The organism is Marinomonas polaris DSM 16579 (genome assembly GCF_900129155.1).
Lineage (GTDB): Bacteria > Pseudomonadota > Gammaproteobacteria > Pseudomonadales > Marinomonadaceae > Marinomonas > Marinomonas polaris.
Genome location: NZ_FQVF01000002.1, coordinates 98103 through 120759, shown reverse-complemented (window position 1 = coordinate 120759; position 22657 = coordinate 98103). Strand labels below are relative to the sequence as shown.

The following is a 22657-nucleotide window of genomic DNA, read 5'->3' as shown; positions in this document are numbered from 1 at the left end:
TATCGTCACTTACACACGTTTATCTTTTAATATCAGAGCATCCTTTATGACGGCTACTCATTCCTTTTCGTCCCTTATTCCAGATGTCATTTTAGATGCCGTAGAGTCAACCGGTTTGTGGAGCGATTCTCGTATTTACCCTTTAAATAGTTACGAGAATCGGGTCTATCAGATTGGTATTGAAGAGGCATCACCTGTCATTGCAAAATTTTACCGCCCAGAACGCTGGAACGAAGCGCAGATTCGAGAAGAGCACCAAACATTATTAAAGCTCAAAGCCGCAGGCGTTCCTGTTGTTGCCCCATTGGAATTTAGTGATGAGAGTTTGCTTCGTCATAACGACATGTATTTTTGCTTGTCTCCACGTCTAGTTGGGCAACACCCTGAAGCAGACAACCTTGATCAGCTTTATCAAATTGGCGAACTCATCGGTCAGCTTCACAAAACTCTATCGACAACTCCCTTTAAAGAGCGCATCAGTGTCTCTCCTTTATCACAAATGGATGATGCAGCTAATCAGATTTTGACGGGGCGTACTTTATTTGGACAATCAGAACTAGCAGAAGAATTACAGCTGCCTGAAAAGCTCAAGCCTATTTATATAAGACAAATCGCTACGCTGCGAGATATGTGCGAGGCCAGCATTAAGAGCTATTGGCCAAGGCAGCTTCGACCGATTCATGGTGACAGTCACCGTAGTAATTTGATGTTGCACGACGGTCAATTTCATTTATTAGATTTTGATGATTGCCAGAATGGTGTTGCCGTTCAAGATTTATGGTTACACATTACTCAAACAGAAAATCCAAGACAACAATTAAGCGAAATCATTGAAGGTTACGAGACCTATTTGCCTTTTGAAACTCGTGAATTGGATTTAGTCGATGTTTTTAAATGTGTGCGTGTCATTAGTTACACTGCATGGCTACAAAGCCGTTGGCATGACCCTGCTTTTACCAAAGCTTTTGCTTGGTTTGGCAGTGAAGACTACTGGATAAATCACTTAAACGAGCTAAAAAACTGCGAATTAGAATGGGGACAAATTTCACGATGATGCCTTCAAATACAGCACCATTAGAACACTCTCTTCATTCTTTGTTCGGTTTCAACGAGTTCCGTGAAGGTCAAAAGCAAACTATTGAACAGCTTCTGACTGGATACTCATCGCTCGCGGTTTTCCCAACGGGTTCTGGTAAATCATTGTGTTACCAATTCACCGCCACTCAACTCCCTAATTTGACGTTGGTGATCTCACCATTGATTGCCTTGATGCATGATCAATTAGCGTTTTTAACCGCAAAAGGCATTCCCGCTGCTTGCTTAGATTCAAGTCAAAGCAAAGATGAAAGCCAAGCTGTTATGTCTGGAGTACAGAGTGGCGCTATTAAGATTTTAATGATCTCGGTTGAACGCTTTAAAAATGAGCGTTTTCGTCGTTTTATCAAGCGCGTTCCGATTTCTATGTTAGTAGTCGACGAAGCTCACTGTATTTCAGAATGGGGTCATAACTTCCGTCCGGACTATCTAAAACTACCCTCTTATCAACAAGAGTTGGCCATTCCATTAGTCTTACTGTTAACTGCCACGGCGACACGCAGAGTGCAAAGAGACATGGCGCAAAAGTTTGCCATATACCCTGAACATATAGTGCAAACTGGCTTTTACCGACACAACTTAGATATTGATCTTATACCCGTACAAAGCCATCAAAAGCTAAACGTCTTAAAAAATATTTTCAATGAAATCCAAGGCGCGAGTATCGTTTATGTTACTCAGCAGAAAACGGCCGAAGATGTCGCTCGCGCTCTACAAGCCGATGGCTACTCAGCTGTCGCCTACCATGCAGGCTTGAATAGTGATATTCGCAGCGCTATTCAAGCCAACTTTATGAATAGTAAAACACGTATTATCGTTGCGACCATTGCGTTTGGCATGGGAATCGATAAATCTGATATTCGTTTAGTCGTGCATTTTGATTTACCCAAATCAATCGAAAACTATAGCCAAGAAATTGGCCGTGCGGGGCGAGATAACCAACCGAGCCGATGTGTAATGCTCGCCAGTTTGGAAGGTTTAAGCACCTTAGAAAACTTTGTTTATGGTGATACGCCAGAACCTCAGGATATAGATAATTTACTGCGCTGCATCAGTGAAGGAACAGTCGAAAGCGAATGGGAAACACAGCTATACGGATTGTCCAATCTCACCAACATTCGCTCTTTACCGCTCAAAACCTTATTGGTGCAGCTCGAATTATTCGGTGCGCTCACGCCAAAATACAGTTTTTACGCGGATATCAAAATTAAATGGGAAGGCGATAGAATCGCTTTTGCCAATCAAATCCCAACCGAGTGGCAAGCTGCCTACCATGCAATTCTAAAAGGCATCCAATACAAGAAAATCTGGGGCACACCTGATTTTGATAAGCTATTTAACGAAGCGGGCTTATCACGAGGCGACGTATTACAAGTCTTGGAATTCGCAGCGGATCACAATGTTCTGACGCTAGAAAGCAAAGGCCTGACTGAAGTGTATCAAGTCCATAGCGAGCATTTTCACCATCAGACATTAGCAAACCAATTGCATCAATATGTAGAAGAAAAACAAAGTGCTGAAGTTGCACGAATCGCCACCATGATACGCTTCTTCCAATTGGATCACTGCTTAAATAATAATTTAGCACGATATTTTGGTGATCAGAATTCACCAGAACATTGTGGTCACTGCTCGGTTTGTCGAGGAAAGGTTCTGGTCTTTTCACAGCAAGCAGACATAGATAGTGATGTGACGTGGCAGGATAATTTAGCAGAGTACGCTCGAGAATTCGCTCAACATGTTGGAAACAAAAGCCCAGCGACTCAAGTCACAGCGATATTGATTACGCGCTTCTTAACGGGTTTAACACAACCCATTTTCACAAAAATAAAAGCCCGCCAACTTAGCGGGTTTGGTGCGTATGAAGAAAAAAGTTATTTGTCAGTTCTAAAAGCGATACAAGACTTATAAACTAGAAAAGACATAGTGCATTCTATGAATGCACTATGTCTTAAAATTCAACGAAGATAAGCATTAAAAACAGCATTAAATTTCTCATCTAATGCAGATTCATACACATCTTTAGCAGACTCTTGGTTTTCCAAAGATACTCGGTCACGCAGCGCCTTATCACTTAGCAAAGCATCCATTAGATTAGCTAATACTTGATTACTTTCTCCATCGTAGATAAAGCCAGCCGATTCATTTTTCATAAGTTCACTTGCACCAACCCATTTGGTCGTAATCACAGGTGCGCCACAAGCCATAGCTTCAGCAACAACGCGCCCGAATTCTTCTATTCTCGCCGGTAAAACAAAGATGTCTAGAGCATTAAAATATTCTTCGACATTATTAATAATAGGAAGTTGGCGCACTCTATTTTTGTAGGGAGAACGGTCTAAAATCGCCTGAAACTCTTGAGTCAATTGATCTTTTCCGACGAAAACAAAGTGAGTTTTGTTAGCTATCTCTTCTGGCAAGAGACTAATGGCTTCAAAAAAACGGTCAATACCACGTTTTTTAAAATTACCTGAGGTAACCAAACCAACTAAAAGCTCATCTTCTTTTACATCTAGGTCTTTTCGAATTCTAGCCTTAACCTCGTTAGACAAAATCTTAAACTGGCTTTCATCTATGGCGGGATAAATAACCGATATATCTTTTTCAGGCACAGAGAAACGTGCAATTAGCTCATTTTTTGTCAAATAAGAGTTCGCCACAATATGCTTAAACTGATGATTTTGAAAAATAGGCGTATGGGTTAAATACATTTCATCATTTTTAGATAGTGGCTTATTATGAATTTTTTCTGCTGCTAAATGTACGCAGTTATGAATAAAATGAACATCTGGATGCTGTAAATCCCCATGACCTATAAGCAAATCCGCTTTGATTTTTTTGGCTAGCTTTAAAGTTTCATTACTAAATTGAATTCTACGCTTGAATTTTTTTTGCCAGAAAAATCGCTTTGATTTATGCGAAATGCCTCCGCTTTTGTTTATATCTTCTACATTGGCATTTTCAGAAATAGTATGTACTTCACACCCAACTGAAGAAAAATACTTGATCTCTTCATGAACACTACGACAAGCGCCTGAATAGGTTTTCTCAAGATTCTGTTTCGCTATTAATACAGTTTTCATAGTCTTGCTGGGAGTCCCTTCAATAGATAAAAAGTAAAAAATTCATGATAACAAGAAGTACTAAAAAAAGCGGCGTCTTAACAAAAAATAGTGCCTGCCTTACTGACTCTTAAATAGTTTTATTAAACTGTTACTCTGTGATTTCTGAATAAACACTGACTTCTATTAGATTATTATCTGGATCATTAAAATAGACAGATTGGATTGGCCCTAATGCGCCAGATTTCGTCACTGGGCCTTCTAGGATAGCAACCTTACAAGCTTTCAAATGAGTGACAACTTCGTCAATGGTCCAGTTGGTAATCAGGCATAAATCGCCAGATCCTTCCATTGCATGATTTCGCAGTTCTTGACCCAACAATTGGAGGTTGATCTTTTGTTGGCCAAAACGCAGGGCTTTACGCCCATTTGCAAAGGAAATCGGCTCCATTTTCAACACGGTTTCGTAAAAAGACACGGCTTTGTCGATATTTGCCACGGTCAAAACAATGTGGTCAAAATGACTTATCATAGCTCCTGCCTCCCAGAGCAAGCATCACAAAATATATGACATGCTACGAATGATCGACAGGAAAGACAAGCTTATATTATCTATTAGAGGCTAGTCTCTTTTCGAGATGATTGGCTTAATGCCGTTAAGTCTATTCCGCCTTCTATGAGGCTCAGTTTTTGGCGTCGATTCAATTTTTTTACTTTATACTCCAATACTAAGGCGTCACTCTTTGAACCAACAGATTGATGCCATACTAATTCAAGCGGTCCTTTACCCTTCAGATAGCGAGCACCTCGCTTACTCACGCCGGAATGCTCTTTAAAGCGTCGATCAACATCGGTACTAATACCAGTATAAAGCGTATTCAAGCGAGTCTTTATCATATAAAGACTCCACTCGTGATCCTTCGAAATACTTTGCTCTTCCTGTTTACCTGTCACTTGTCGCTCCTCTTCCGGGCGTTTAATTACCAATAATCAGTAATAATGTAGAGGCTGTGGCAATCCCCATACAAAAATTAAAGATTCGTTGGCGTTTTTGATCAGTTAACCAACGTCGAATACTCACTCCAGCCCATGCCCAAATAGAAATAGCAGGAAATCCCATCGCAGCAAACAATACGATCATCCAAAAACCAGACTGAACATATAAATCTCCAGCAATTGCGAACGAGCTGACACAACCAATCGCCATCATCCAAGCTTTTGGATTAACGTACTGAAAAAGCAAAGCCTGCCACCAATTCATTGGTGAAGATGGCGCTTTTTTAGTTTCTAATTTTCCCACTGGAGCACTGCCAATTTTCCATGCTAACCAAAGTAAGTAGGCACAACCAACCCATTTTAAAACGTTGTATAGAGGCGGATACCAGGTAAACAACGCACCTAGCCCCATTAAAGTAGACAACAACAAACTTGCGACACCAAGTACAATCCCTAGCATATGCGGTAAGGTTCGACGAAAACCAAACTGCGCCCCTGACGCCAATAACATAATGTTATTCGGGCCCGGTGTCACGGAAGTTACAAAAGCGAACATGGCAAGCGCTAAGAAAAAAGATACATCTATCATGACATCTGCCCTTTATTTTTAATAAGGAATATTACATCTCGCATAAGTCCAACAATAGTCGCTTGTGACAACTCAGCCTGATGGCGTTCTTTTGTCATGCCTATGTCAATCATCTGCTGAGAAGTTAGAGATGCCAATTTCTTACGCGTTTGAAAACGCTCTATACTTTGTTGAATACAAACAAATAAGCTGACAACTAACATAACCCTCTCCTTTTAGACTACTTGTAAACTGCACTAATTAGGGCTTAACAAGCACTATGTGTATGAGTAACTACTTTAAGAGAAGACAGGAATACGATACAGATTCAAAAAATCACTTTATTAAACATACAGTGAGAGGTTTTTTTGCACTGTATGGCCGAATAAACCTAAATCTGTATGGTCATAAATGGCAAATATACACTTTATAATCAATACAGATACCAAGAAGGCTTTAAGAGAGATGCTATGACACTTTATCAAAAACTTGCCAACCGCTTACGTGAACACATACAACATGACTTTTATAAGTCTGGCGACAAGCTGCCTTCTGTACGCCAATTAGCCCAAGAACATGGTGTCAGCATTTCAACTGTACAAGAAGCTTATAGGCAACTTGAGCAAGAGCTACTGGTAGAAGCTCGACCAAAATCAGGCTACTTTGTTTGCTCACGCAAAAAGGACAATCTGCCCAGCATTTCAAGACCACCACAGCGCCCTTTGGAAGTTTCCCAATGGGAAGAAGTGCTCAATATGTTGATGAATCGCAGTGGTAACAAAGGCGTACAGTTGCAGCACGCTATGCCAGATATGAAAGCGACAACCTTGAAGCCTTTACTCAAAACTTTGTCAGATCTTACCAAACAAAAACCAGAATTAGGATTAGGTTACGCTGACATTCGTGGTACGGAAGAATTACGCACACAACTTTGTCGTCTAGCCGTAGCGTCCGGTTGCCAGTTACACCCAGACGATTTAGTCGTTACCTCAGGTTGCCAAGAAGCGCTATCTGTTTGCTTACGAGCGGTGACAGAACCTGGCGATATTATTGCCATCGAGTCTCCAAGTTTCTACGGCTCCATGCAAGCGATCAAAGCGGCGAACCTTAAAGCGATGGAAATTCCAACCCATCCCGAAACTGGTATCAGTTTAGAGGCATTAGAGTTAGCGTTAGACCAATGGCCAATTAAGGCGATTTTTGTCACACCAACATGCAATAACCCGCTGGGTTACACCATGCCAGAAGACAAAAAAGAGCAGCTCTATCGACTCGCGCAAAGCTATGATATTGCCATAATAGAAGACGACATCTACGGTGATATCTCGTATCAATTCCCACGTCCTAAAACCATCAAATCCTTTGATGAAGATGGCAGAGTTCTGCTGTGTTCATCATTTTCCAAAACCATTGCGCCTGGCATGCGGGTTGGCTGGATTGCACCGGGGCGTTATCGAGACAAAGTTACTCACATCAAGTACGTAAGTAGTTCTATGTGTCCAGTTCTTCCCCAGCTTGCCATTGCGAAGTTTATTCGCTTAGGAGGCTACGCTAAGCACATCCGAAAAATGAGACAAGACTACGAGCAACAGCGAGACCATTTACTTAGCGTGATAAAAAACTATTTACCCAGCGATACTAGAGTTAGCTACCCTGTCGGTAGTTTTATCTTATGGGTAGAGCTTCACCCCAGTATTGACAGCATGAAGCTGATTGAACGCTGCCGCGAAGAAGGCGTAGGCTTTGCACCCGGCCCGCTTTTTTCTGCAACGGGCAAGTATCGTAATTGCTTTAGACTTAACTTCAGTGAGCAAAGTATGGAAAGGCGCGAGTGGGCAATCAAAACCTTAGCAATGATTTTGCAAAATTTCGAACAACGGGCAAAAGCAGGGTGAACCAAATAATCTTATCATGACGTAAAAGATACAGATAAAGCAGTCTAATAAGTAATTGCTTTATCTGTAATTGCTCTCAGCTAGATAGGTAAACTGTAAAGAAACGCAAATACACTTAAAGCCTTGATCCAAAAACGTAATAATCCAAAGACTTACTTTTCTTATATTAAAAATATAGCGTGTAAAAAAACGTTACTGATTCAGCTCTTTTACTAGGACATATTAAATGCTCAACCGGCCTTTTTTAAATATAGGGTTGCTCTGCCTCAGCCTGGTATTAGCGGCCTGTAGTAATACAGAGAAACGCAAAGACTACGCTGAATTAGCGCAACAAGAACTAGATTCGACGAGCAAAACTAAAACTTCCCAATGGCAAACAATGGACAACGTCGTTCCTGCAAGCTATTTAACAGATTTGATACAAGATGAACAACTAAATAGCCTAATTACCCAAGCTCTAGAAGCGAATCCTAGTTTGCAAAAAACGCAGCTGACTCTACAAGCCAGTTTATGGAGTTTAAAAAGCCAACAGGGCGATTCTCTACCTAGCGTCGAAGCAGGCTTTTCTGGTAACAAATCAGAAGGCAGCAATACCGACTACAAAGCCAGTTTAAGCATTAGTTGGGAGGCCGATTTATGGCAAAAACTCGCTCAAGCAGAACAAGCTTCGGCCAAAACGCTTGCCAGTGACGAGGCCTTATATCAAGCCAGCCGTGACACCTTAGTTGCTAATGTAGTTAAAACTTGGCTGGCTATTACTGCGAAACAACATGCCATTGATATTGAGCAGAAACGCCTAAAACTGTTAGAAGCAAACGAGCAATTAATTCTAAAACGTTTTAAAAATGGACTTGGCAACTTAGAAGAACTAGACGAATCTCGTACTTCCACTTCTCAATCTAAAGCTGACCTAGTGGAATACAAAGAAAACCTAGCTATTGAAATACGCAACCTGCAACTTTACTTAGGCAAAACAGATAGTTTGAGTTTCATTACCAACCAAAACTACCCCAATGTCAGCCTTACATTAAGCGACCTACCACAACAAAACTTACAACGCAGACCGGATTTAAAAGCTGCGTATTTGACTATTGAAGCCGCCGATTTAAATACCTCTGTAGCCTATAAAGACATGCTTCCCAGCATCAGCCTAAGCGCAACACTAAGCGAAACAGCAGCATCGCCAAGAGCGGCTTTGTTTGGTTCGCCTATTTGGTCTTTGCTAGCACAAATAACTCAGCCACTCTATCAAGGTGGGAAACTAAAAGCCGCTGCAGAAATCGCCAAACTCAAAACCGCTCAAGCCTATCAAGATTACCGTGACACCCTACTCACAGCCGTCAACGAAGTAGAAAATACCTTGGGGCAAGAACGCGTCCTATCACAGCAAGTCCGCCACATTAATGAAGCACTTTTTAGCGCCAAAAAGAACCTCACTCAATACGAGAAAAAATACCGCACAGGTTTGGTCGAACTGAATGACTTAATCAATGCGCAAACCACTGCTTTTGACCTAGAAGCACAATTGGACAATTTAATTTATCAGCACCTATCAAACAGAGTTGATTTGGGGCTCGCACTCGGGCTTGGAGTAAAACCTTAATGAAATATCTTTCACAATGGATCACCTTATTATTGGCTGGTGCTGCAATAGCAGGTGTCTACTTTTATGTTATCCATGCTATTGAAACACAGCAAAATCGATTGCAAACACCGCGCCCTGAGACGCCAGCGCAAGCACTAGAATTATCAACAATCACCGCCAACACTGGTAGCTATGCGGCCACTATTAAGGCATCAGGTGTAGTTAAGCCAAGGTATTCTCTGACAATGACAAGCCAAGTAAGCGGCGAAGTTATTAGCATTTCAAATCAATTTGAGTCTGGCCAAGTCATCAAGAAAGGTCATCTTTTAGGCCAATTACAAAACAGCGAACTAAACAGTGCAGTAGCCAGTGCCAAAAACACTCTAGCAACCGCAGAGCTTGCGCTCAAAGAGGAAGCTCGCCAAGGTGAGCAAGCTAGAGCAGAATGGGCAGCCGCTGGATTTAAAGGTGATCCAGATTCAGACCTAGTATTACGAGAGCCACAATTAGCAGCAGCTAAAGCTGATGTTGAAGCTGCTAAGGCTGAACTAAGCAACGCAACAACCAGATTAAAGCATACCCAACTAACCTCACCTTTTGACGCTTTAATAGTCACTCGTAATGTTTCACTTGGCTCATATCTAAGTGCAGGAAGCGAGATCGGCATACTATACAGCGTCGATCGAGCCGAAATTAAAATCGATTTATCCAACAGTGATTGGCTAAAGCTCCCCGATACTAAAACGCTACTAAAAGACAACTGGCCAGCATTAATCTCAAGCATTGATAACAATGACTCTTGGCAAGGTAAAATTTTAAGTGTCAACCAACACATCGACGAAACGACTCGCATGCGCAGCTTGTTGGTTAGCTTAGACCGCCCACTCGATCAGACTCCAGCGTTAATCCCGGGAGCTTTTGTCGAAGTGTCGATTCAAGGCAAGCGCCTCGACAACCTTTGGAAACTACCTAATACGGCCTTAAGCCAAAAGAGCGAAATCTGGTACATAGATCAAGATAGTCGGCTAGCTGCCTTTGAAACCACTCCTCGTTTTGTTGACTCTCAATACGTTTATATTCAGGTGCCAACATCCATGCTAAACAAACCCTATCAAGTGCTTGTACAACCTTATAACAGTTATTTAAAAGGCACTCTTGTTAAGTCATTAAATACCTCGACATCAGATGATAAGAGCGTGAAACCATGAGCCCGACTGATCAGCCGAAAGGCATTATTCCATGGTTTGCCAATAATCCAGTTGCCGCGAATTTATTGCTAATTCTGGTTATCAGCTTAGGCGTTTTGAACATGGGCTCGCTGAATAAAGAGGCCTTTCCAAGCCTAACGCCTAACCGCGTGGCTATTTCTGTTAGCAATGACAGCGGCTCAGCCAAAGAAAACGAAGAAGGTATTGCCATTCCTTTAGAGGAAGCCTTACAAGGTGTCTCTGGCATCAAGACCATTACAACTTCATCAACCGCAAAATCAACCAGCACCACTGTCGAAATGCTGGATGGTTATGACATAGATACGCTCCTAAACGATGTCAAAGATAAGGTTGATCAGATTTCTTCTTTTCCTGATGAAGCCGATCCGCCAGTCGTATCTAAAGCCACTCGCGAAGAACACTCAATTTGGATTCAACTCTATGGTGATGCAGATCGACGTACCCTACAAAAGCTTACTGATGAATTAGAATCTGATTTATTGGCAAACGAAAACATCAGTGCGACTTCAGTATCTGGTTGGCTAGACCCAACCATTATGATCGACATTGATAAAAACAAACTTGAAGCTTACGGGCTCACTTTGTCCGATATTGCCACTGCAATCAATGCCGAATCATCTCCAGCTCAAGTCGCGACGTTGCGGGACGAAAACATTTACTTAACCATCAGCGCATCTGAGCAAGCCTACATAAAAAGTGAGTTTGCTCGAATTCCCGTTATTTCCAACCTATCTGGAGGGAAAGTTCTACTGGGCGATATCGCTAACATACGCGACACATTTGACGAAGATGATTATGTTTTATCGCGTTTTAATCGCCAAAATAGTTTAGGCATTCAAGTTCTAACTACAGGCACCAGCGATATTTCCAACTCCGTGATCGGAGCAAAAGCTGTCATTCAAGATTGGCAGGACAGCGGACGCTTACCAGCTAATGTCGAACTCGGCACTTGGTATGATCGTAGTGAATCGATTAATCAACGCTTAGAATTGATGATAGGAAACGCCATTACAGGCGTATTACTCGTCTTTATCTTGCTAGCGATATTCTTGAACGTCACTGTGGCATTTTGGGTAGCCATGGGGTTGCCGTTTATTTTCTTTGGCACTTTATTTTTCATGGGTACGGAAAGCATCGGCCTGACATTGAACATGTTTACAACCTTTGGTTTTATCATGGCCTTAGGGATTGTGGTTGATGATGCCGTTGTGGTTGGTGAGAGCGTCTATACTGTCAGGTCAAAAGAAGGCGACACCATCGGTAATACGATAAAAGGCACTATGTTAGTCGCCATTCCGACACTATTTGGCGTTTTCACTACTGTCGCAGCATTCTGGGCTCTATCAAATATTGAAGGGCGTTTAGGGCAACTGTATTCTCAATTTGCTACTGTCGTGGCTATTTGCTTAATTCTATCGGTAATCGAATCTAAAATTATCCTACCAGCTCACCTTGCCCACATAAATACACAAAAATCGACTCGCACCAATCCAATATCTAAAGCATGGGCTATGGTTCAACAAGGTGCAGATTTTGGTTTGCAGTGGTTCAGCGAGCGTATCTACCGCCCGACAATAGATCTAGCGCTTAATCATAGGTACGCTGTTTGCTTGTTTTTCATCGCTATTTTTGTACTGGTTATTTCCATGCCATTTACAGGCGCTATCCGGATGAGTTTTTTCCCTCAAATTCCAGGAGATACAGTGCGTGGCACACTCACCATGTACAACGACGTCAGCTACGGACAAACCAACAAAGTTTTATTTGAGTTAGAGCAAAAAGCGTATCAAGCCGACATCGCATTACGCACCGATGGCGGCGAACACCGACGTCCACCAGTTAACAGCGCGGAGCAATCAGACAAAAAACCAAAAGACTCGGCAAAACCTAAAGAAGCTCCTAAACCGAAAGGCGATGTCGCCATCAAAAACATCCAAGTCACGGCAAGTGATGATCAATCTGGCAACATACGCATAGAGCTAGACGAGAATAGACCTTATACCTCAGCGCAATTTGCTAGCAAATGGCAGCAACTTTCAGGCATGCCAGAAGGTGTAAAAAACCTACGAATTCGTAGTGCTCGTGAAACAGTTGACGCGTTAAGAGTTGAACTGCGCGGTAATGACACAAGTGTTCTTAACGGTGCAATGGAAGAACTATTAAAGCAATTAGCCACACTACCAGCGGTGACAGGAATAGAGCAAAACAATGAGCCTACCGAGTCTCGACTCACCCTAAAACTAACCGATCAGGGTCGACTATTAGGATTATCCACCAGCAATTTAGCCACTCAAGTCGCCCGTAATTTTGATGGTCAGGTAGTACAAAAATACCAGCGAGACAACTCGGAAGTCGAAGTACGCTTAGGCTATCCAAGCGAACAAAAAGAATCACCAGCCGCCGTAATGAATACCAAAATCGTTTTAGACGACGGTACCCGCGTACCACTTTCAACTGTTGCTACGCTGTCTCAAGAAGATGCAGAGACTCGTATTATTCGCATTGATGGCAAACGCTCTTTGTATCTGTCTGCCGAAGTTGATAAAGACGCCATGTCATCAACAGAAGTCGTCGAATATTTACAAAAAGCCGTCGTACCACAGATGAAGCGTCAGTTTGCCGGAGTTTCGATCTATTTCTCTGGGGAAGCAGAACAAAGAGAAAAAACTCAGTCATCTATGTCGGAGATGTTCCTCATCGCTCTCTTGATCATTTATGGACTTTTGGCGATACCTCTAAAATCTTACTCGCAGCCGCTTATCATCATGATGGCGATTCCATTCGGAATCATTGGTGCATTGCTTGGTCATTGGATGAACAATTTAGCGTTGGGGATTTTCTCTCTGAACGGCATACTTGCGCTCAGCGGTGTTGTGGTAAATGACAGTCTGTTGCTCGTGTCTCGCTTCAACGACCTTCGTCATGAAACCAGCCACGTCAAAAAAGCCATCAGTCTCGCTTGCCGCAGCCGCTTGCGTGCGGTATTGCTGACGTCTTTCACCACTTTTGCTGGCTTAATTCCGATTCTTTGGGAAACCTCAAGACAAGCACAAATGCTCATTCCTGCGGCCGTGTCCCTCGCCTACGGCATCATGTTTGCCACAGTGATAACATTAATTTTGATCCCTGTTTTACTGATGATAAAAGAAGACATTCATTTATTAATGAATAGATTAAAAAATAAAACTGTGGAAGTGCTAGAACCAATTAACGAAGGAGAACAGAAGTAATTAGAGTCAATTTAGCCTCTTTTGAAAAACAAAAGAGGCTACAGTTTAGTTCAGTTCATTTGATTCCTTTAAGGCTTTAACCAACTAAAACCGACTGGATAGCTGTGATAACCATCAAAATCTGCCTTCCCTAAGTCGACACCAACCGATTTCGCAATGGCGTAAACCATACTGATATGAAAGAAAAAATTAGGCATTATATAATGATGTAAAAACTCAGGTTGTGGCAGGTTCAGTTCAGTAAATCCCGCCTTCTCACTAAGCAACACATCTTTATTCAAGGTCTCTACTGCAGGTAGCCCTTCAAGATAATCTAAAGTAGCGGAAATTTGTTCCCGTACTGCGTTTTGATCATCGCTCCCTAGATCAAAAGAAACCGTTTTAACACCAACAAGCGGGCAATATCCACGCAAAGCAAAATTAGCCGCTATCCGAGCATTACCCGCAAGAGAAAACATGTTATCTGACAGCGAAGCTGAAAAGCTTTCCTCTGGAATTTGTTCCAACATATTATCAAGTTGACGAAGGTAATGTGTGAGTAATGCCTTTAAATCAATATCCATATTTCTCCAGCCCAGATAGAGTTTTATATTCGCATAATACTGCAAATATAAAAAAAATTTGAACAGATACAAGATTAAAATAACTTCCTAATACAAGCTTAGTGAGCGTTATAATCCATCAAAGTACTCAGAGTTTTAACCAAGCATTGGGGGAAAAGCAACAGAGCAAGAGTAAGCTTAAGCAACCTCTTGCCATTCAGGAAATGGATCGGGCAATGTGGCCCATACTGCTTTTCCTGCCAGCAATTCTTGATCGCTTAACAAGCAAGCATCCAACGCTTCTATCACAGCCTCTTTTTTCAGATTTTGGCCGATAAACACCAACTCCTGACGCATGTCGCCGAAAGGCTCTACCCATTGATCTGCTATTGATTCAAGATATTCTGGATCTTGTGGCCATTTATCCTTAGGTACCGCTTTCCAAAACATGCCTGCAAAACCATGATGCGCAATACCGCCCGCCTGACTCCATTGACCAGCAAACTCTGGACGAGTCGCTAACCAAAAATAGCCTTTCGAGCGCAGCAATTTCCCAAACGCCTCAGTATTATGAAGGAAATCAAAAAAACGCTGCGGATGAAAAGGTCGTCGCGCTAAATAGGAAAAGCTCCCAATTCCATATTCTTCCGTTTCTGGCACATGCTCTCCACGCATTTCTTTTAACCAGCCAGCTGCTTGTTGTGCTCGCTCAAAGCTAAACTTGCCGGTTCCCAACAATCGTTTAGGCTCTATTTTGCCTTGATGAATTGGGATAATCTCCGCTTCAGTATTAAAGCTACGAAGGATGGATTCTAATTGTCGTAATTCCGCTTCATTCACCAAATCGGTTTTACTGATCAAGATGATGTCGGCAAACTCAACTTGATCAATCAATAAATCCGCCACGCTACGCTCATCTTCTTCACCAAGGGATTCACCGGTTTCTCGCAAGGATATTGCATCGTCATAATCCTTCATAAAATTCACCGCATCCACGACAGTGACCATGGTATCTAGGCGAGCGATGTCAGATAGACTCACACCGTCTTCATCCGCAAAAGTAAAGGTCTCTGCTACGGGCAAGGGCTCAGAAATACCGGTTGATTCAATCACTAAATAATCAAAACAATTGTCTTCCGCAAGCTTTCGTACCTCAATAAGCAAATCTTCACGTAAGGTGCAGCAGATACAACCATTACTCATTTCGACGAGCTTTTCTTCGCTGCGATTTAGCGACACTTCTTGCTTAATCGTCGTCGCATCAATATTGATTTCACTCATATCATTAACAATCACCGCAACTTTTAAACCATCACGGTTATTCAATATATGGCTTAAAACCGTTGTTTTACCTGCACCTAAAAAGCCTGATAAAACCGTAACTGGCAATTTGCCTAGCATACTTTCCATAACTCTCTCCTACAGAATGAAATGTTATGATATAACATTTTATAAAATCGATATAGACGCTTTTTAAAGAAAACCTGATAGAAAGAAAATAAGCTTTACAAAAGAACGAAAAAGCCCTCTAAAAAGAGGGCCTTATGCGAAAACTAGAAAGTAACTGGAACATGAATTCATGCTGTTTTTACTTAATTAGCATCGGTAACCTTTGATAGCAAATCTAGATTGGTAATCAGGTTTCTTACACCATGAGCGTGATCTTCTTGGTAGATATTTTGACTATCGCACCAGTCTCCTACTGATTGAATATCAACCTTTGCCACGTTAGGGCGGACATTCCAAGTCACTTGGTACGGTGACGCTTTTTCATTGTAACTGGGGCCTGTCGTAGAACCTGCATAAGTTACTGGTGTGCCTGTATTATTAGGAATGTGTGTCGCTTGATAAAGACCGTTACGAACATCGTGAGCCGTCAAAGCCTTGAAGTTAAGCGCTGTGTTATCATTCACCGCTACATAAACTTGAGTTTCTACACGAAGTTGAGGGCTTGCTCCCCCCTTTATAATACAGGCTCCCAGGGTTGGACCCGGTTCAACATGCGCCGTGGAATACACGTAATGCACTTCAATAGTATCGCCAGGAAATAGTTCGCTATGCTTACTTTTACAGATAGCACCTCCCTTCACTGGCTCTAATTCTTGCTGACTCAATTGACCAGAATAGATATAACCAGTTTGAAATCCCTGTCCGTCGCCGTTACCAGCATACTTAGTAAACTCACCGCCTTTATGTTCAGCATTTTTATGAAAGTGAATATTGCAGAGGTTCATATTGCTCGAGACTGGTGCTTGTGCAAAGGTTTGAATATTACGACCAAACTTTATATCAATGTCTCGCGGTGATTGCGGTCCAACGCCTTGCCCCTTTGTACTTTCTTGCAGTGCTTGACGCTGCTTTAATATCACGTCATCCGACACTGCAACTTGATTAGCGGCGAACGCTGCGCTCGAAAGCAAACTTAAACCAACAAAACGAATTGTATTACGCAATATCATTGATTACTCCTGTAATATTTAACCGTCCAAATTTGTATTAATGTGCTGTCACCTTACTCAAATAAGGCAGTCTTGATTATATGATGACAACCCAAAGGAAGAACGCCAGATAAAAAATATTTATAAAACCCTTTCACTAGAGCACTTAATATCCTCATTTTTTAAAAAATATCTGTCTTTTTGAGCGTTTTTTTTCATCAAGTGAAAAATGAAATTCCTCCATTTGGCTAGGTCAAGGAACCGAGTTGCAGCAAGCGAAAAAAAACACGACAATAAGAAACTAAAATCTAAAAAATAAACAAAAAAGAGAACAAAAATGCACTTAGATGAGATAGATTTGCAACTACTTGCCTTAATTCAAAGTGATGATAGTATTTCAACAGAGGCTATGGCTCAGCAAGTTGGCTTATCAAAAACGCCATGCTGGCGACGAGTTCAAAAGCTAGAAACCGCAGGATTTATTAAACGTCGTGTCGCGCTTTTAGACGCAGATAAACTAGGACTTGGCGTATCGGTTTTTGTACAAGTTAAAACCAATCAGCATGACGCAAATTGGGCCGATGAGTTTGCTCGCGTTGTGGCTGAATTCCCTGAAGTGGTGGAGTTTTACCGCATGGCAGGAGAATACGATTACTTACTTCGTGTGCTGGTAAAAGACATTCCAGCGTACGACAAATTTTATAAACGATTAATTAGCGCCACCGCATTAACCGACGTCACCTCAAACTTCGCCATGGAGCAAATCAAGTGGACAACTCAGTTGCCCTTGCCCAGTATGAAAGATTGAGTGATAAACAGGTTTATTAATGCGGCAAGCCAAATAAGGAAAGAAACATGTCCATTGCTGCCGCAGAAAGCACTTTAAATCAAAGTGAGACAAACCTACGCACTGAAAACCAAAGCACAAAAGCGCTATCGAATGAAGAAGCTCTGTTTGCCCACATTCGCGACGGTATCATCGGCAAGAACACACAAATAAACACACCCTTTGGCGCAAGAACCTTAACCTACGCCGACTACACCGCCTCTGGCCGCAGTCTAGACTTTATCGAAGACGCTATTCGTCAAAACGTCTTGCCGCTTTATGCCAATACTCATACTGAAGCCAATGCTACCGGACAACAAACTACCGCCTTTCGTGAACAAGCTCGACAGCAAATTCGAGACGCCGTCAACGCGTCAGCAGAAGACTTGGTGATATTTTGCGGCAGCGGTGCCACCAGCGCGATTAATACCTTAATTAGTCAATTAGGCTTGCGTCAATTGAGTGAGTCTGACAAATCAGAGATCTGCGTTTTCATTGGACCGTATGAACACCACTCTAACGAATTGCCTTGGCGAGAGCTGGGTATTGAAGTAATCAGAATCCCAGAATCTAAAGACGGCGGCGTTTGTTTAATCTCCTTAGAAGAGCAATTACAGGCAAAACAAAATAAACGCCTCATCGGTAGTTTCAGCGCTGCATCTAACGTTACTGGAATTTTGTGTGACCAAGATGCAATTACCACCTTGTTACATCGCTATAATGCCCTCGCTTTTTGGGATTTTGCCGCGGCCGCGCCTTATGTGGCGCTAGATATGAATCCAAGTGCTGACCAAGCTCTTGCCAAAGATGCGATCTTTTTCTCTACCCATAAATTTATCGGCGGCCCGGGTACTTCAGGTATTTTAATCGTCAAAAAAGCCATAATAACTAACCCAAAACCTAGCCTTATTGGCGGTGGCACGGTGTCTTTTGTGACACCTGAAGATCACACATTTTTACCGATTGGCGAACGTCGCGAAGAAGGCGGCACACCGGGAATTCTAGAATCCATTCGTGCAGGCTTGGTGTTTCAGCTTAAACAAGCCGTTGGTGATAAAACGATCGAAGCCCGTGAACACGAACTCGTGCAATTGATCGACAAGTATTGGCATGACCACCCAAACATTGAACGCTTAGGTCATGCTGACGCAGCGCGTTTGTCGATTACCGCTTTTCGCATTAAAACCGACTTTGGTTACTTACATCACGGTTTTGTCACCGCTGTACTGAATGATGTGTTTGGTATCCAAGTTCGAGGTGGTTGCTCTTGCGCTGGGCCTTATGGCCATCAGCTTTTAGGTATCGACAAAACTGAATCGGAACGTATTCAAGAAGCAATGCGAAAAGGCGAGAAACTGGTAAAGCCTGGCTGGGTTCGCTTCAATTTGAATTATTTCTTAGACGATGCTGAAGCAATGTTTATTTTAGACGCTATCGATTTCGTCGCGAAACACGGCACGACCCTATTGCCTTATTACGCTTATGACCAAGGTACTGATTTATGGCGTTTCCAAGGTAAATCAACCAAAGCTAAGTCGCTTAATGAACTATTGTTGTTGCAAACAAAAGTGCAGCATCCAAAAGCAGAACCAAAGCCAAGTCAAACAGAAGATAGAAACACTTATCTAACGCGTGCTGAAGAGATTATAAAAGACTGCCTAGCAGGTAAATTCACCGCGCAGCCACAACCCTTTAATAAAGAATTTAACGACATTAAACGCTTTGTTTTGGCTGAGGATCTTGTTTAATTAAACGATTCAGACAGGTACTATTTAGCGCCTTTCTGGATCAAATTAAACTGCATGCCGGTACGTAATATTCCAGTACTCAAGACGTTAGCTCTTAAACCTGCACGATGAAGCCAACCTCTTACAACTTGTGGTGATGAGATAGAATCATTCGCTAGGGATTTTCCTAGCGAGCCACAAGGTTCACAAAGCTCAACGCCATAAAAGCGCACATCGCCAATCGAGAACTCTTGACCAACTAATTGGTTAAGTCGCACGCCTTGGGTCACTATGTTACGCCTGGTCGCAGAAAGACCAATATTTTGCCCAAAGTTTGCATTAAAAGCGGCGATTTCTTCACTTTCAACAAAGGTAATATTTGGGCCGTCGACACCCTTTTTTCCGTAATATCTGTCGCCTACGATGCCTTTACCCGCATCGACTTTGACGGCATCAATGCCTATTTGAGCTTGTTTGGATTTTTTCGACACGAAAATTGCTTGAATCACCCTTTGTCTCCTAAGACAAGTCTGTCACTGGTCGATTATGACATACGCAATGATTAAAAACCTTCACCAATAGGTCCGTTCTTCTTTACTAGGGTTGATATGGTACAGATTTAATGTAACCACTCCAATCCTTCATAAGGTTTAGCTTTTAGAGACTCAAGACGCGTAGCAAGGGAACCTGAATGCAGCTCTAACTTGTGGCCATCAGGGTCTTCAATATACAAAGAATCCCCTTCACTACTATTTTCTTGCCATTGCTTCACGGCTTGAAAAGCACTTTTTTGCTGAATGCGAGACATGGCTGATGAGTCAAAACTAAAAGCAAAATGCGTGTAATCCCGACTAGGTTTGGCTTCACCCAGTGATAAACAAAGCCAACAATTCCCGTATGACAAATAGGCGCCTGTATTCCAACGTACTTCTGCTTTAAAACCGAGCAGGTGACAATAAAATTCGAGAGAGGAATCGAGATTTGTCACACTCAACGTCAGATGATTAAGGCCTTTATCTTGTTCAGCATAAGATGATTGAAATACTGATGAGTCATCAAGCGATGCCACCATGGCGTAAATCTTGGTGGCTTTTTCGAAGTGATTCAGTTGCTGTTCTTCAATCCACCAGCGAGCAACAGCCATCAAGGTGATGGGGGCATCGTTTTTATTGGAAAAAAAAGCATAAAACGACACTTGAACGCCGTCGCCTTTTTGTTTTATTTTTTCAGCACAAACCGAAAGAATCTTTTGTTTAATATTTATGTTCACTTCTCTTACTCTCTTTCGAAAGGCAATGTTGCGTAAATCCCACATGAGCATATCTTGATTAAAAAGCACTCTATGCGACTAAAGTCTGACTTCTTATTAGACAACTGCCTGCTAAATTAATAAGGCGTATAACAATAATTATAAGGAGATCTACCGTGTCAGATCATAATATTAATGCAGAAAAATACTGGCAAGCAAACCTCAGGCTGATACTAGGCAGTTTAGTGGTTTGGGCATTAGCATCTTACGGTTGTGCCATTCTACTTCGTCCCATGCTCTCAGGCATTATGATTGGAGGCGCTGATTTAGGCTTCTGGTTCGCTCAGCAAGGTTCCATTCTCGTATTCATCGTCTTGACCTTCTTCTACGCTTGGAGAATGAACAAGCTTGATGAAGAATTTGGCCTTCAGGAGTAAGTCGCATGGATCAATTTACTATCAATTTACTTTTCGTCGGCGGTTCTTTTGCGCTTTACTTCGGTATAGCATTTTGGGCACGAGCTGGTTCGACAAAAGAATTCTACGTTGCAGGCGGCGGTGTCCATCCAGTACTTAATGGTATGGCAACAGCTGCTGACTGGATGTCTGCAGCGTCTTTCATCTCCATGGCGGGTTTGATCGCAGCAGGCGGTTACGCTAACTCAACTTACCTAATGGGTTGGACTGGTGGTTATGTATTACTGGCTATGTTGCTTGCACCTTACTTACGTAAATTTGGTAAGTTTACCGTGCCAGACTTCATCGGTGATCGTTTCTACAGCAATACAGCTAGGTTAGTAGCTGTCGCCTGTTTGATCATTGCTTCAGTTACTTATGTAATCGGTCAAATGACTGGTGCAGGCGTGGCATTCTCTCGCTTCTTGGAAGTAGATAACAACACAGGTCTTATGATCGCTGCGGTTGTTGTATTCTTCTACGCAGTATTGGGCGGCATGAAAGGCATCACTTATACGCAGGTTGCGCAATATGTGGTACTAATCATTGCTTATACCATCCCTGCCGTTTTCATCTCCTTACAGCTAACGGATACGTTTATTCCTGCTATCGGTCTTTTCTCTAATCACACTGAATCTGGTATTCCATTGCTACAAAAATTAGATGAAGTGGTGCGAGAACTTGGCTTTAGAGATTACACTGCCGATGTTGATAACAAACTGAATATGGTTCTGTTTACACTATCTTTGATGATAGGTACAGCGGGTCTGCCACACGTTATCATTCGTTTTTTCACTGTTCCTAAAGTAGCCGATGCTCGTTGGTCTGCTGGTTGGGCGTTAGTATTCATTGCTTTGTTATATCTAACAGCACCTGCTGTTGCGTCTATGGCTCGTTTGAATCTACTGACCACTATCTATCCTTCTGGCCCAACGGCGGCACCTATTGAGTACGCTGAGCGTCCTGATTGGGTTCAAACATGGGAAACTACCGGTCTTATCAAGTTCGATGATAAAAACGGCGATGGCCGTGTACAGTTCTACAATGATGTTCCTGCCTTTAAAGACGAAGCAACAGCTCGTGGTTGGGCTGGTAATGAGTTAACGGTTAACGGTGACATTCTTGTATTGGCTAACCCAGAAATTGCAAACTTGCCAGGTTGGGTCGTTGGACTGATTGCTGCGGGTGGTTTAGCGGCTGCACTATCAACTGCTGCTGGTTTACTATTGGCGATTTCGTCTGCGATAAGTCATGACTTAATAAAAGGATCGATAAACCCCAATATTAGTGACAAAGGAGAACTCAGGGTTGCAAGGATATCCATGTTCGTTGCCATTGTTGTGGCAACCTATCTAGGCATGAACCCACCGGGCTTCGCGGCTCAGGTAGTAGCATTAGCATTTGGTATTGCTGCAGCCTCTATCTTCCCTGCTCTAATGATGGGTATCTTCTCTAAACGTGTGAATAGCACTGGAGCAATCGCTGGTATGCTAGCGGGTCTGATTTCTACCTTGGTTTATATCTTCTTATTCCTTGGCTGGTTCTTCGTCCCAGGTACAGCATCGTTCGCCAATACTCCTGATAATTGGTGGTTCGGTGTATCACCATTGTCATTCGGTGCCATTGGTGCGGTGATTAACTTTGTAGTCGCATTCACTGTCTCTTCGATGACAGCGCCACCACCAAAAGAAATCCAAGACCTTGTTGAAAGCGTTCGTTACCCTCAAGGTGCAGGCGGTGCAGTTGACCACTAAGGTTTA

At 42.4% G+C, this 22657-nt stretch carries 20 protein-coding genes and 1 pseudogene; 10 read left to right on the top strand and 11 right to left on the bottom strand.

Annotation, left to right across the window (positions count from 1 at the left end):
* Positions 1-46 precede the first annotated feature (46 nt).
* Together BUA59_RS00590 and BUA59_RS00585 are read left to right on the top strand one after the other, a co-directional pair.
* Entirely contained in the window at positions 47-1054 is a 1008-nt protein-coding gene (locus BUA59_RS00590; protein WP_072837794.1) for a serine/threonine protein kinase, read from the top strand.
* Positions 1051-3006 (top strand): RecQ family ATP-dependent DNA helicase, encoded by a 1956-nt coding sequence (locus BUA59_RS00585; RefSeq protein ID WP_072837793.1) that lies wholly within the window; start codon positions 1051-1053, stop codon positions 3004-3006. Before BUA59_RS00590 ends, BUA59_RS00585 begins: the two co-directional genes overlap by 4 nt.
* Before the next feature lie 47 nt (positions 3007-3053).
* Here BUA59_RS00585 and BUA59_RS00580 read toward each other — a convergent pair whose 3' ends face one another.
* From BUA59_RS00580 to BUA59_RS00560, 5 genes are all read right to left on the bottom strand, one after another.
* Entirely contained in the window at positions 3054-4178 is a 1125-nt protein-coding gene (locus tag BUA59_RS00580) for a glycosyltransferase family 4 protein (protein WP_072837792.1), read from the bottom strand.
* A 130-nt stretch (positions 4179-4308) separates the two neighbouring features.
* Positions 4309-4689 carry a VOC family protein gene (locus BUA59_RS00575; protein WP_072837791.1) on the bottom strand — a complete coding sequence of 127 codons (381 nt, stop codon included), beginning with the start codon at positions 4687-4689 and terminating at the stop codon, positions 4309-4311.
* An 83-nt stretch (positions 4690-4772) separates the two neighbouring features.
* The gene (locus tag BUA59_RS00570; RefSeq protein WP_072837790.1) at positions 4773-5111 is read right to left on the bottom strand and encodes a GIY-YIG nuclease family protein; all 339 of its coding nucleotides are present in this window, start codon (positions 5109-5111) and stop codon (positions 4773-4775) included.
* A 22-nt stretch (positions 5112-5133) separates the two neighbouring features.
* A complete protein-coding gene (locus BUA59_RS00565) occupies positions 5134-5742 on the bottom strand; it encodes a LysE family translocator (protein WP_084122051.1) in 609 nt (202 codons plus the stop codon).
* On the bottom strand, positions 5739-5945 hold the full coding sequence (locus BUA59_RS00560; RefSeq protein WP_072837789.1) for a DUF1127 domain-containing protein: 207 nt from the start codon (positions 5943-5945) through the stop codon (positions 5739-5741). The genes BUA59_RS00565 and BUA59_RS00560 overlap by 4 nt, the downstream gene beginning before the upstream one ends.
* Before the next feature lie 246 nt (positions 5946-6191).
* Between BUA59_RS00560 and BUA59_RS00555 the strand changes: the two genes are divergently transcribed.
* From BUA59_RS00555 to BUA59_RS00540, 4 genes are all read left to right on the top strand, one after another.
* On the top strand, positions 6192-7616 hold the full coding sequence (locus BUA59_RS00555) for an aminotransferase-like domain-containing protein (protein ID WP_072837788.1): 1425 nt from the start codon (positions 6192-6194) through the stop codon (positions 7614-7616).
* Positions 7617-7842: 226 nt separating this feature from the next.
* Positions 7843-9219: a TolC family protein gene (locus BUA59_RS00550; protein ID WP_072837787.1), complete on the top strand. Its 1377-nt coding sequence runs from the start codon at positions 7843-7845 to the stop codon at positions 9217-9219.
* The gene (locus BUA59_RS00545; RefSeq protein WP_072837786.1) at positions 9219-10409 is read left to right on the top strand and encodes an efflux RND transporter periplasmic adaptor subunit; all 1191 of its coding nucleotides are present in this window, start codon (positions 9219-9221) and stop codon (positions 10407-10409) included. The genes BUA59_RS00550 and BUA59_RS00545 overlap by 1 nt, the downstream gene beginning before the upstream one ends.
* The gene (locus tag BUA59_RS00540; protein ID WP_072837785.1) at positions 10406-13660 is read left to right on the top strand and encodes an efflux RND transporter permease subunit; all 3255 of its coding nucleotides are present in this window, start codon (positions 10406-10408) and stop codon (positions 13658-13660) included. Before BUA59_RS00545 ends, BUA59_RS00540 begins: the two co-directional genes overlap by 4 nt.
* A gap of 68 nt (positions 13661-13728) precedes the next feature.
* Here the strand turns inward: BUA59_RS00540 and BUA59_RS00535 are convergent, their stop codons facing one another.
* The 3 genes from BUA59_RS00535 to BUA59_RS00525 form a co-directional block, all read right to left on the bottom strand.
* Positions 13729-14223, bottom strand: coding sequence for a DUF1993 family protein (locus tag BUA59_RS00535; protein WP_072837784.1), 495 nt, complete (start codon positions 14221-14223; stop codon positions 13729-13731).
* A 177-nt stretch (positions 14224-14400) separates the two neighbouring features.
* Positions 14401-15612 carry a zinc metallochaperone GTPase ZigA gene (zigA, locus tag BUA59_RS00530; RefSeq protein ID WP_072837783.1) on the bottom strand — a complete coding sequence of 404 codons (1212 nt, stop codon included), beginning with the start codon at positions 15610-15612 and terminating at the stop codon, positions 14401-14403.
* Between the two features lie 182 nt (positions 15613-15794).
* Complete coding sequence (locus tag BUA59_RS00525; protein WP_072837782.1) at positions 15795-16661, bottom strand: delta-class carbonic anhydrase; 867 nt, start codon at positions 16659-16661, stop codon at positions 15795-15797.
* A gap of 316 nt (positions 16662-16977) precedes the next feature.
* On the opposite strand from BUA59_RS00525, the gene BUA59_RS00520 reads away from it, so the two are divergent.
* Positions 16978-17448, top strand: a complete 471-nt coding sequence (locus BUA59_RS00520; protein ID WP_072837781.1) for an Lrp/AsnC family transcriptional regulator — start codon at positions 16978-16980, stop codon at positions 17446-17448.
* A 47-nt stretch (positions 17449-17495) separates the two neighbouring features.
* Positions 17496-19214, top strand: coding sequence for an aminotransferase class V-fold PLP-dependent enzyme (locus tag BUA59_RS00515; protein WP_072837780.1), 1719 nt, complete (start codon positions 17496-17498; stop codon positions 19212-19214).
* Between the two features lie 20 nt (positions 19215-19234).
* Here the strand turns inward: BUA59_RS00515 and BUA59_RS00510 are convergent, their stop codons facing one another.
* The 3 genes and pseudogenes from BUA59_RS00510 to BUA59_RS23765 form a co-directional block, all read right to left on the bottom strand.
* Positions 19235-19702 (bottom strand): MOSC domain-containing protein, encoded by a 468-nt coding sequence (locus BUA59_RS00510; RefSeq protein WP_072837779.1) that lies wholly within the window; start codon positions 19700-19702, stop codon positions 19235-19237.
* Between the two features lie 110 nt (positions 19703-19812).
* Positions 19813-20265, bottom strand: coding sequence for a VOC family protein (locus tag BUA59_RS00505; RefSeq protein WP_072838058.1), 453 nt, complete (start codon positions 20263-20265; stop codon positions 19813-19815).
* Positions 20266-20271: 6 nt separating this feature from the next.
* A pseudogene (locus BUA59_RS23765) lies at positions 20272-20508 on the bottom strand (DUF6500 family protein); the annotation flags it as partial.
* 110 nt (positions 20509-20618) lie between these two features.
* Here BUA59_RS23765 and BUA59_RS00500 point away from each other — a divergent pair.
* Entirely contained in the window at positions 20619-20879 is a 261-nt protein-coding gene (locus tag BUA59_RS00500) for a DUF4212 domain-containing protein (protein ID WP_072837778.1), read from the top strand.
* 5 nt (positions 20880-20884) lie between these two features.
* On the top strand, positions 20885-22651 hold the full coding sequence (locus BUA59_RS00495; protein WP_072837777.1) for a sodium:solute symporter family protein: 1767 nt from the start codon (positions 20885-20887) through the stop codon (positions 22649-22651).
* Positions 22652-22657: the final 6 nt, after the last annotated feature.

Excerpts from the sequence above, each read along its gene's own strand:
- BUA59_RS00590 (WP_072837794.1), top strand. The coding sequence starts at position 47 with ATGACGGCTACTCATTCCTTTTCGTCCCTTATTCCAGATGTCATTTTA.
- BUA59_RS00585 (WP_072837793.1), top strand. The coding sequence starts at position 1,051 with ATGATGCCTTCAAATACAGCACCATTAGAACACTCTCTTCATTCTTTG.
- BUA59_RS00580 (WP_072837792.1), bottom strand. The coding sequence starts at position 4,178 with ATGAAAACTGTATTAATAGCGAAACAGAATCTTGAGAAAACCTATTCA.
- BUA59_RS00575 (WP_072837791.1), bottom strand. The coding sequence starts at position 4,689 with ATGATAAGTCATTTTGACCACATTGTTTTGACCGTGGCAAATATCGAC.
- BUA59_RS00565 (WP_084122051.1), bottom strand. The coding sequence starts at position 5,742 with ATGATAGATGTATCTTTTTTCTTAGCGCTTGCCATGTTCGCTTTTGTA.
- BUA59_RS00560 (WP_072837789.1), bottom strand. The coding sequence starts at position 5,945 with ATGTTAGTTGTCAGCTTATTTGTTTGTATTCAACAAAGTATAGAGCGT.
- BUA59_RS00555 (WP_072837788.1), top strand. The coding sequence starts at position 6,192 with ATGACACTTTATCAAAAACTTGCCAACCGCTTACGTGAACACATACAA.
- BUA59_RS00550 (WP_072837787.1), top strand. The coding sequence starts at position 7,843 with ATGCTCAACCGGCCTTTTTTAAATATAGGGTTGCTCTGCCTCAGCCTG.
- BUA59_RS00545 (WP_072837786.1), top strand. The coding sequence starts at position 9,219 with ATGAAATATCTTTCACAATGGATCACCTTATTATTGGCTGGTGCTGCA.
- BUA59_RS00540 (WP_072837785.1), top strand. The coding sequence starts at position 10,406 with ATGAGCCCGACTGATCAGCCGAAAGGCATTATTCCATGGTTTGCCAAT.
- BUA59_RS00535 (WP_072837784.1), bottom strand. The coding sequence starts at position 14,223 with ATGGATATTGATTTAAAGGCATTACTCACACATTACCTTCGTCAACTT.
- zigA (WP_072837783.1), bottom strand. The coding sequence starts at position 15,612 with ATGGAAAGTATGCTAGGCAAATTGCCAGTTACGGTTTTATCAGGCTTT.
- BUA59_RS00525 (WP_072837782.1), bottom strand. The coding sequence starts at position 16,661 with ATGATATTGCGTAATACAATTCGTTTTGTTGGTTTAAGTTTGCTTTCG.
- BUA59_RS00520 (WP_072837781.1), top strand. The coding sequence starts at position 16,978 with ATGCACTTAGATGAGATAGATTTGCAACTACTTGCCTTAATTCAAAGT.
- BUA59_RS00515 (WP_072837780.1), top strand. The coding sequence starts at position 17,496 with ATGTCCATTGCTGCCGCAGAAAGCACTTTAAATCAAAGTGAGACAAAC.
- BUA59_RS00505 (WP_072838058.1), bottom strand. The coding sequence starts at position 20,265 with ATGGTGGCATCGCTTGATGACTCATCAGTATTTCAATCATCTTATGCT.
- BUA59_RS00495 (WP_072837777.1), top strand. The coding sequence starts at position 20,885 with ATGGATCAATTTACTATCAATTTACTTTTCGTCGGCGGTTCTTTTGCG.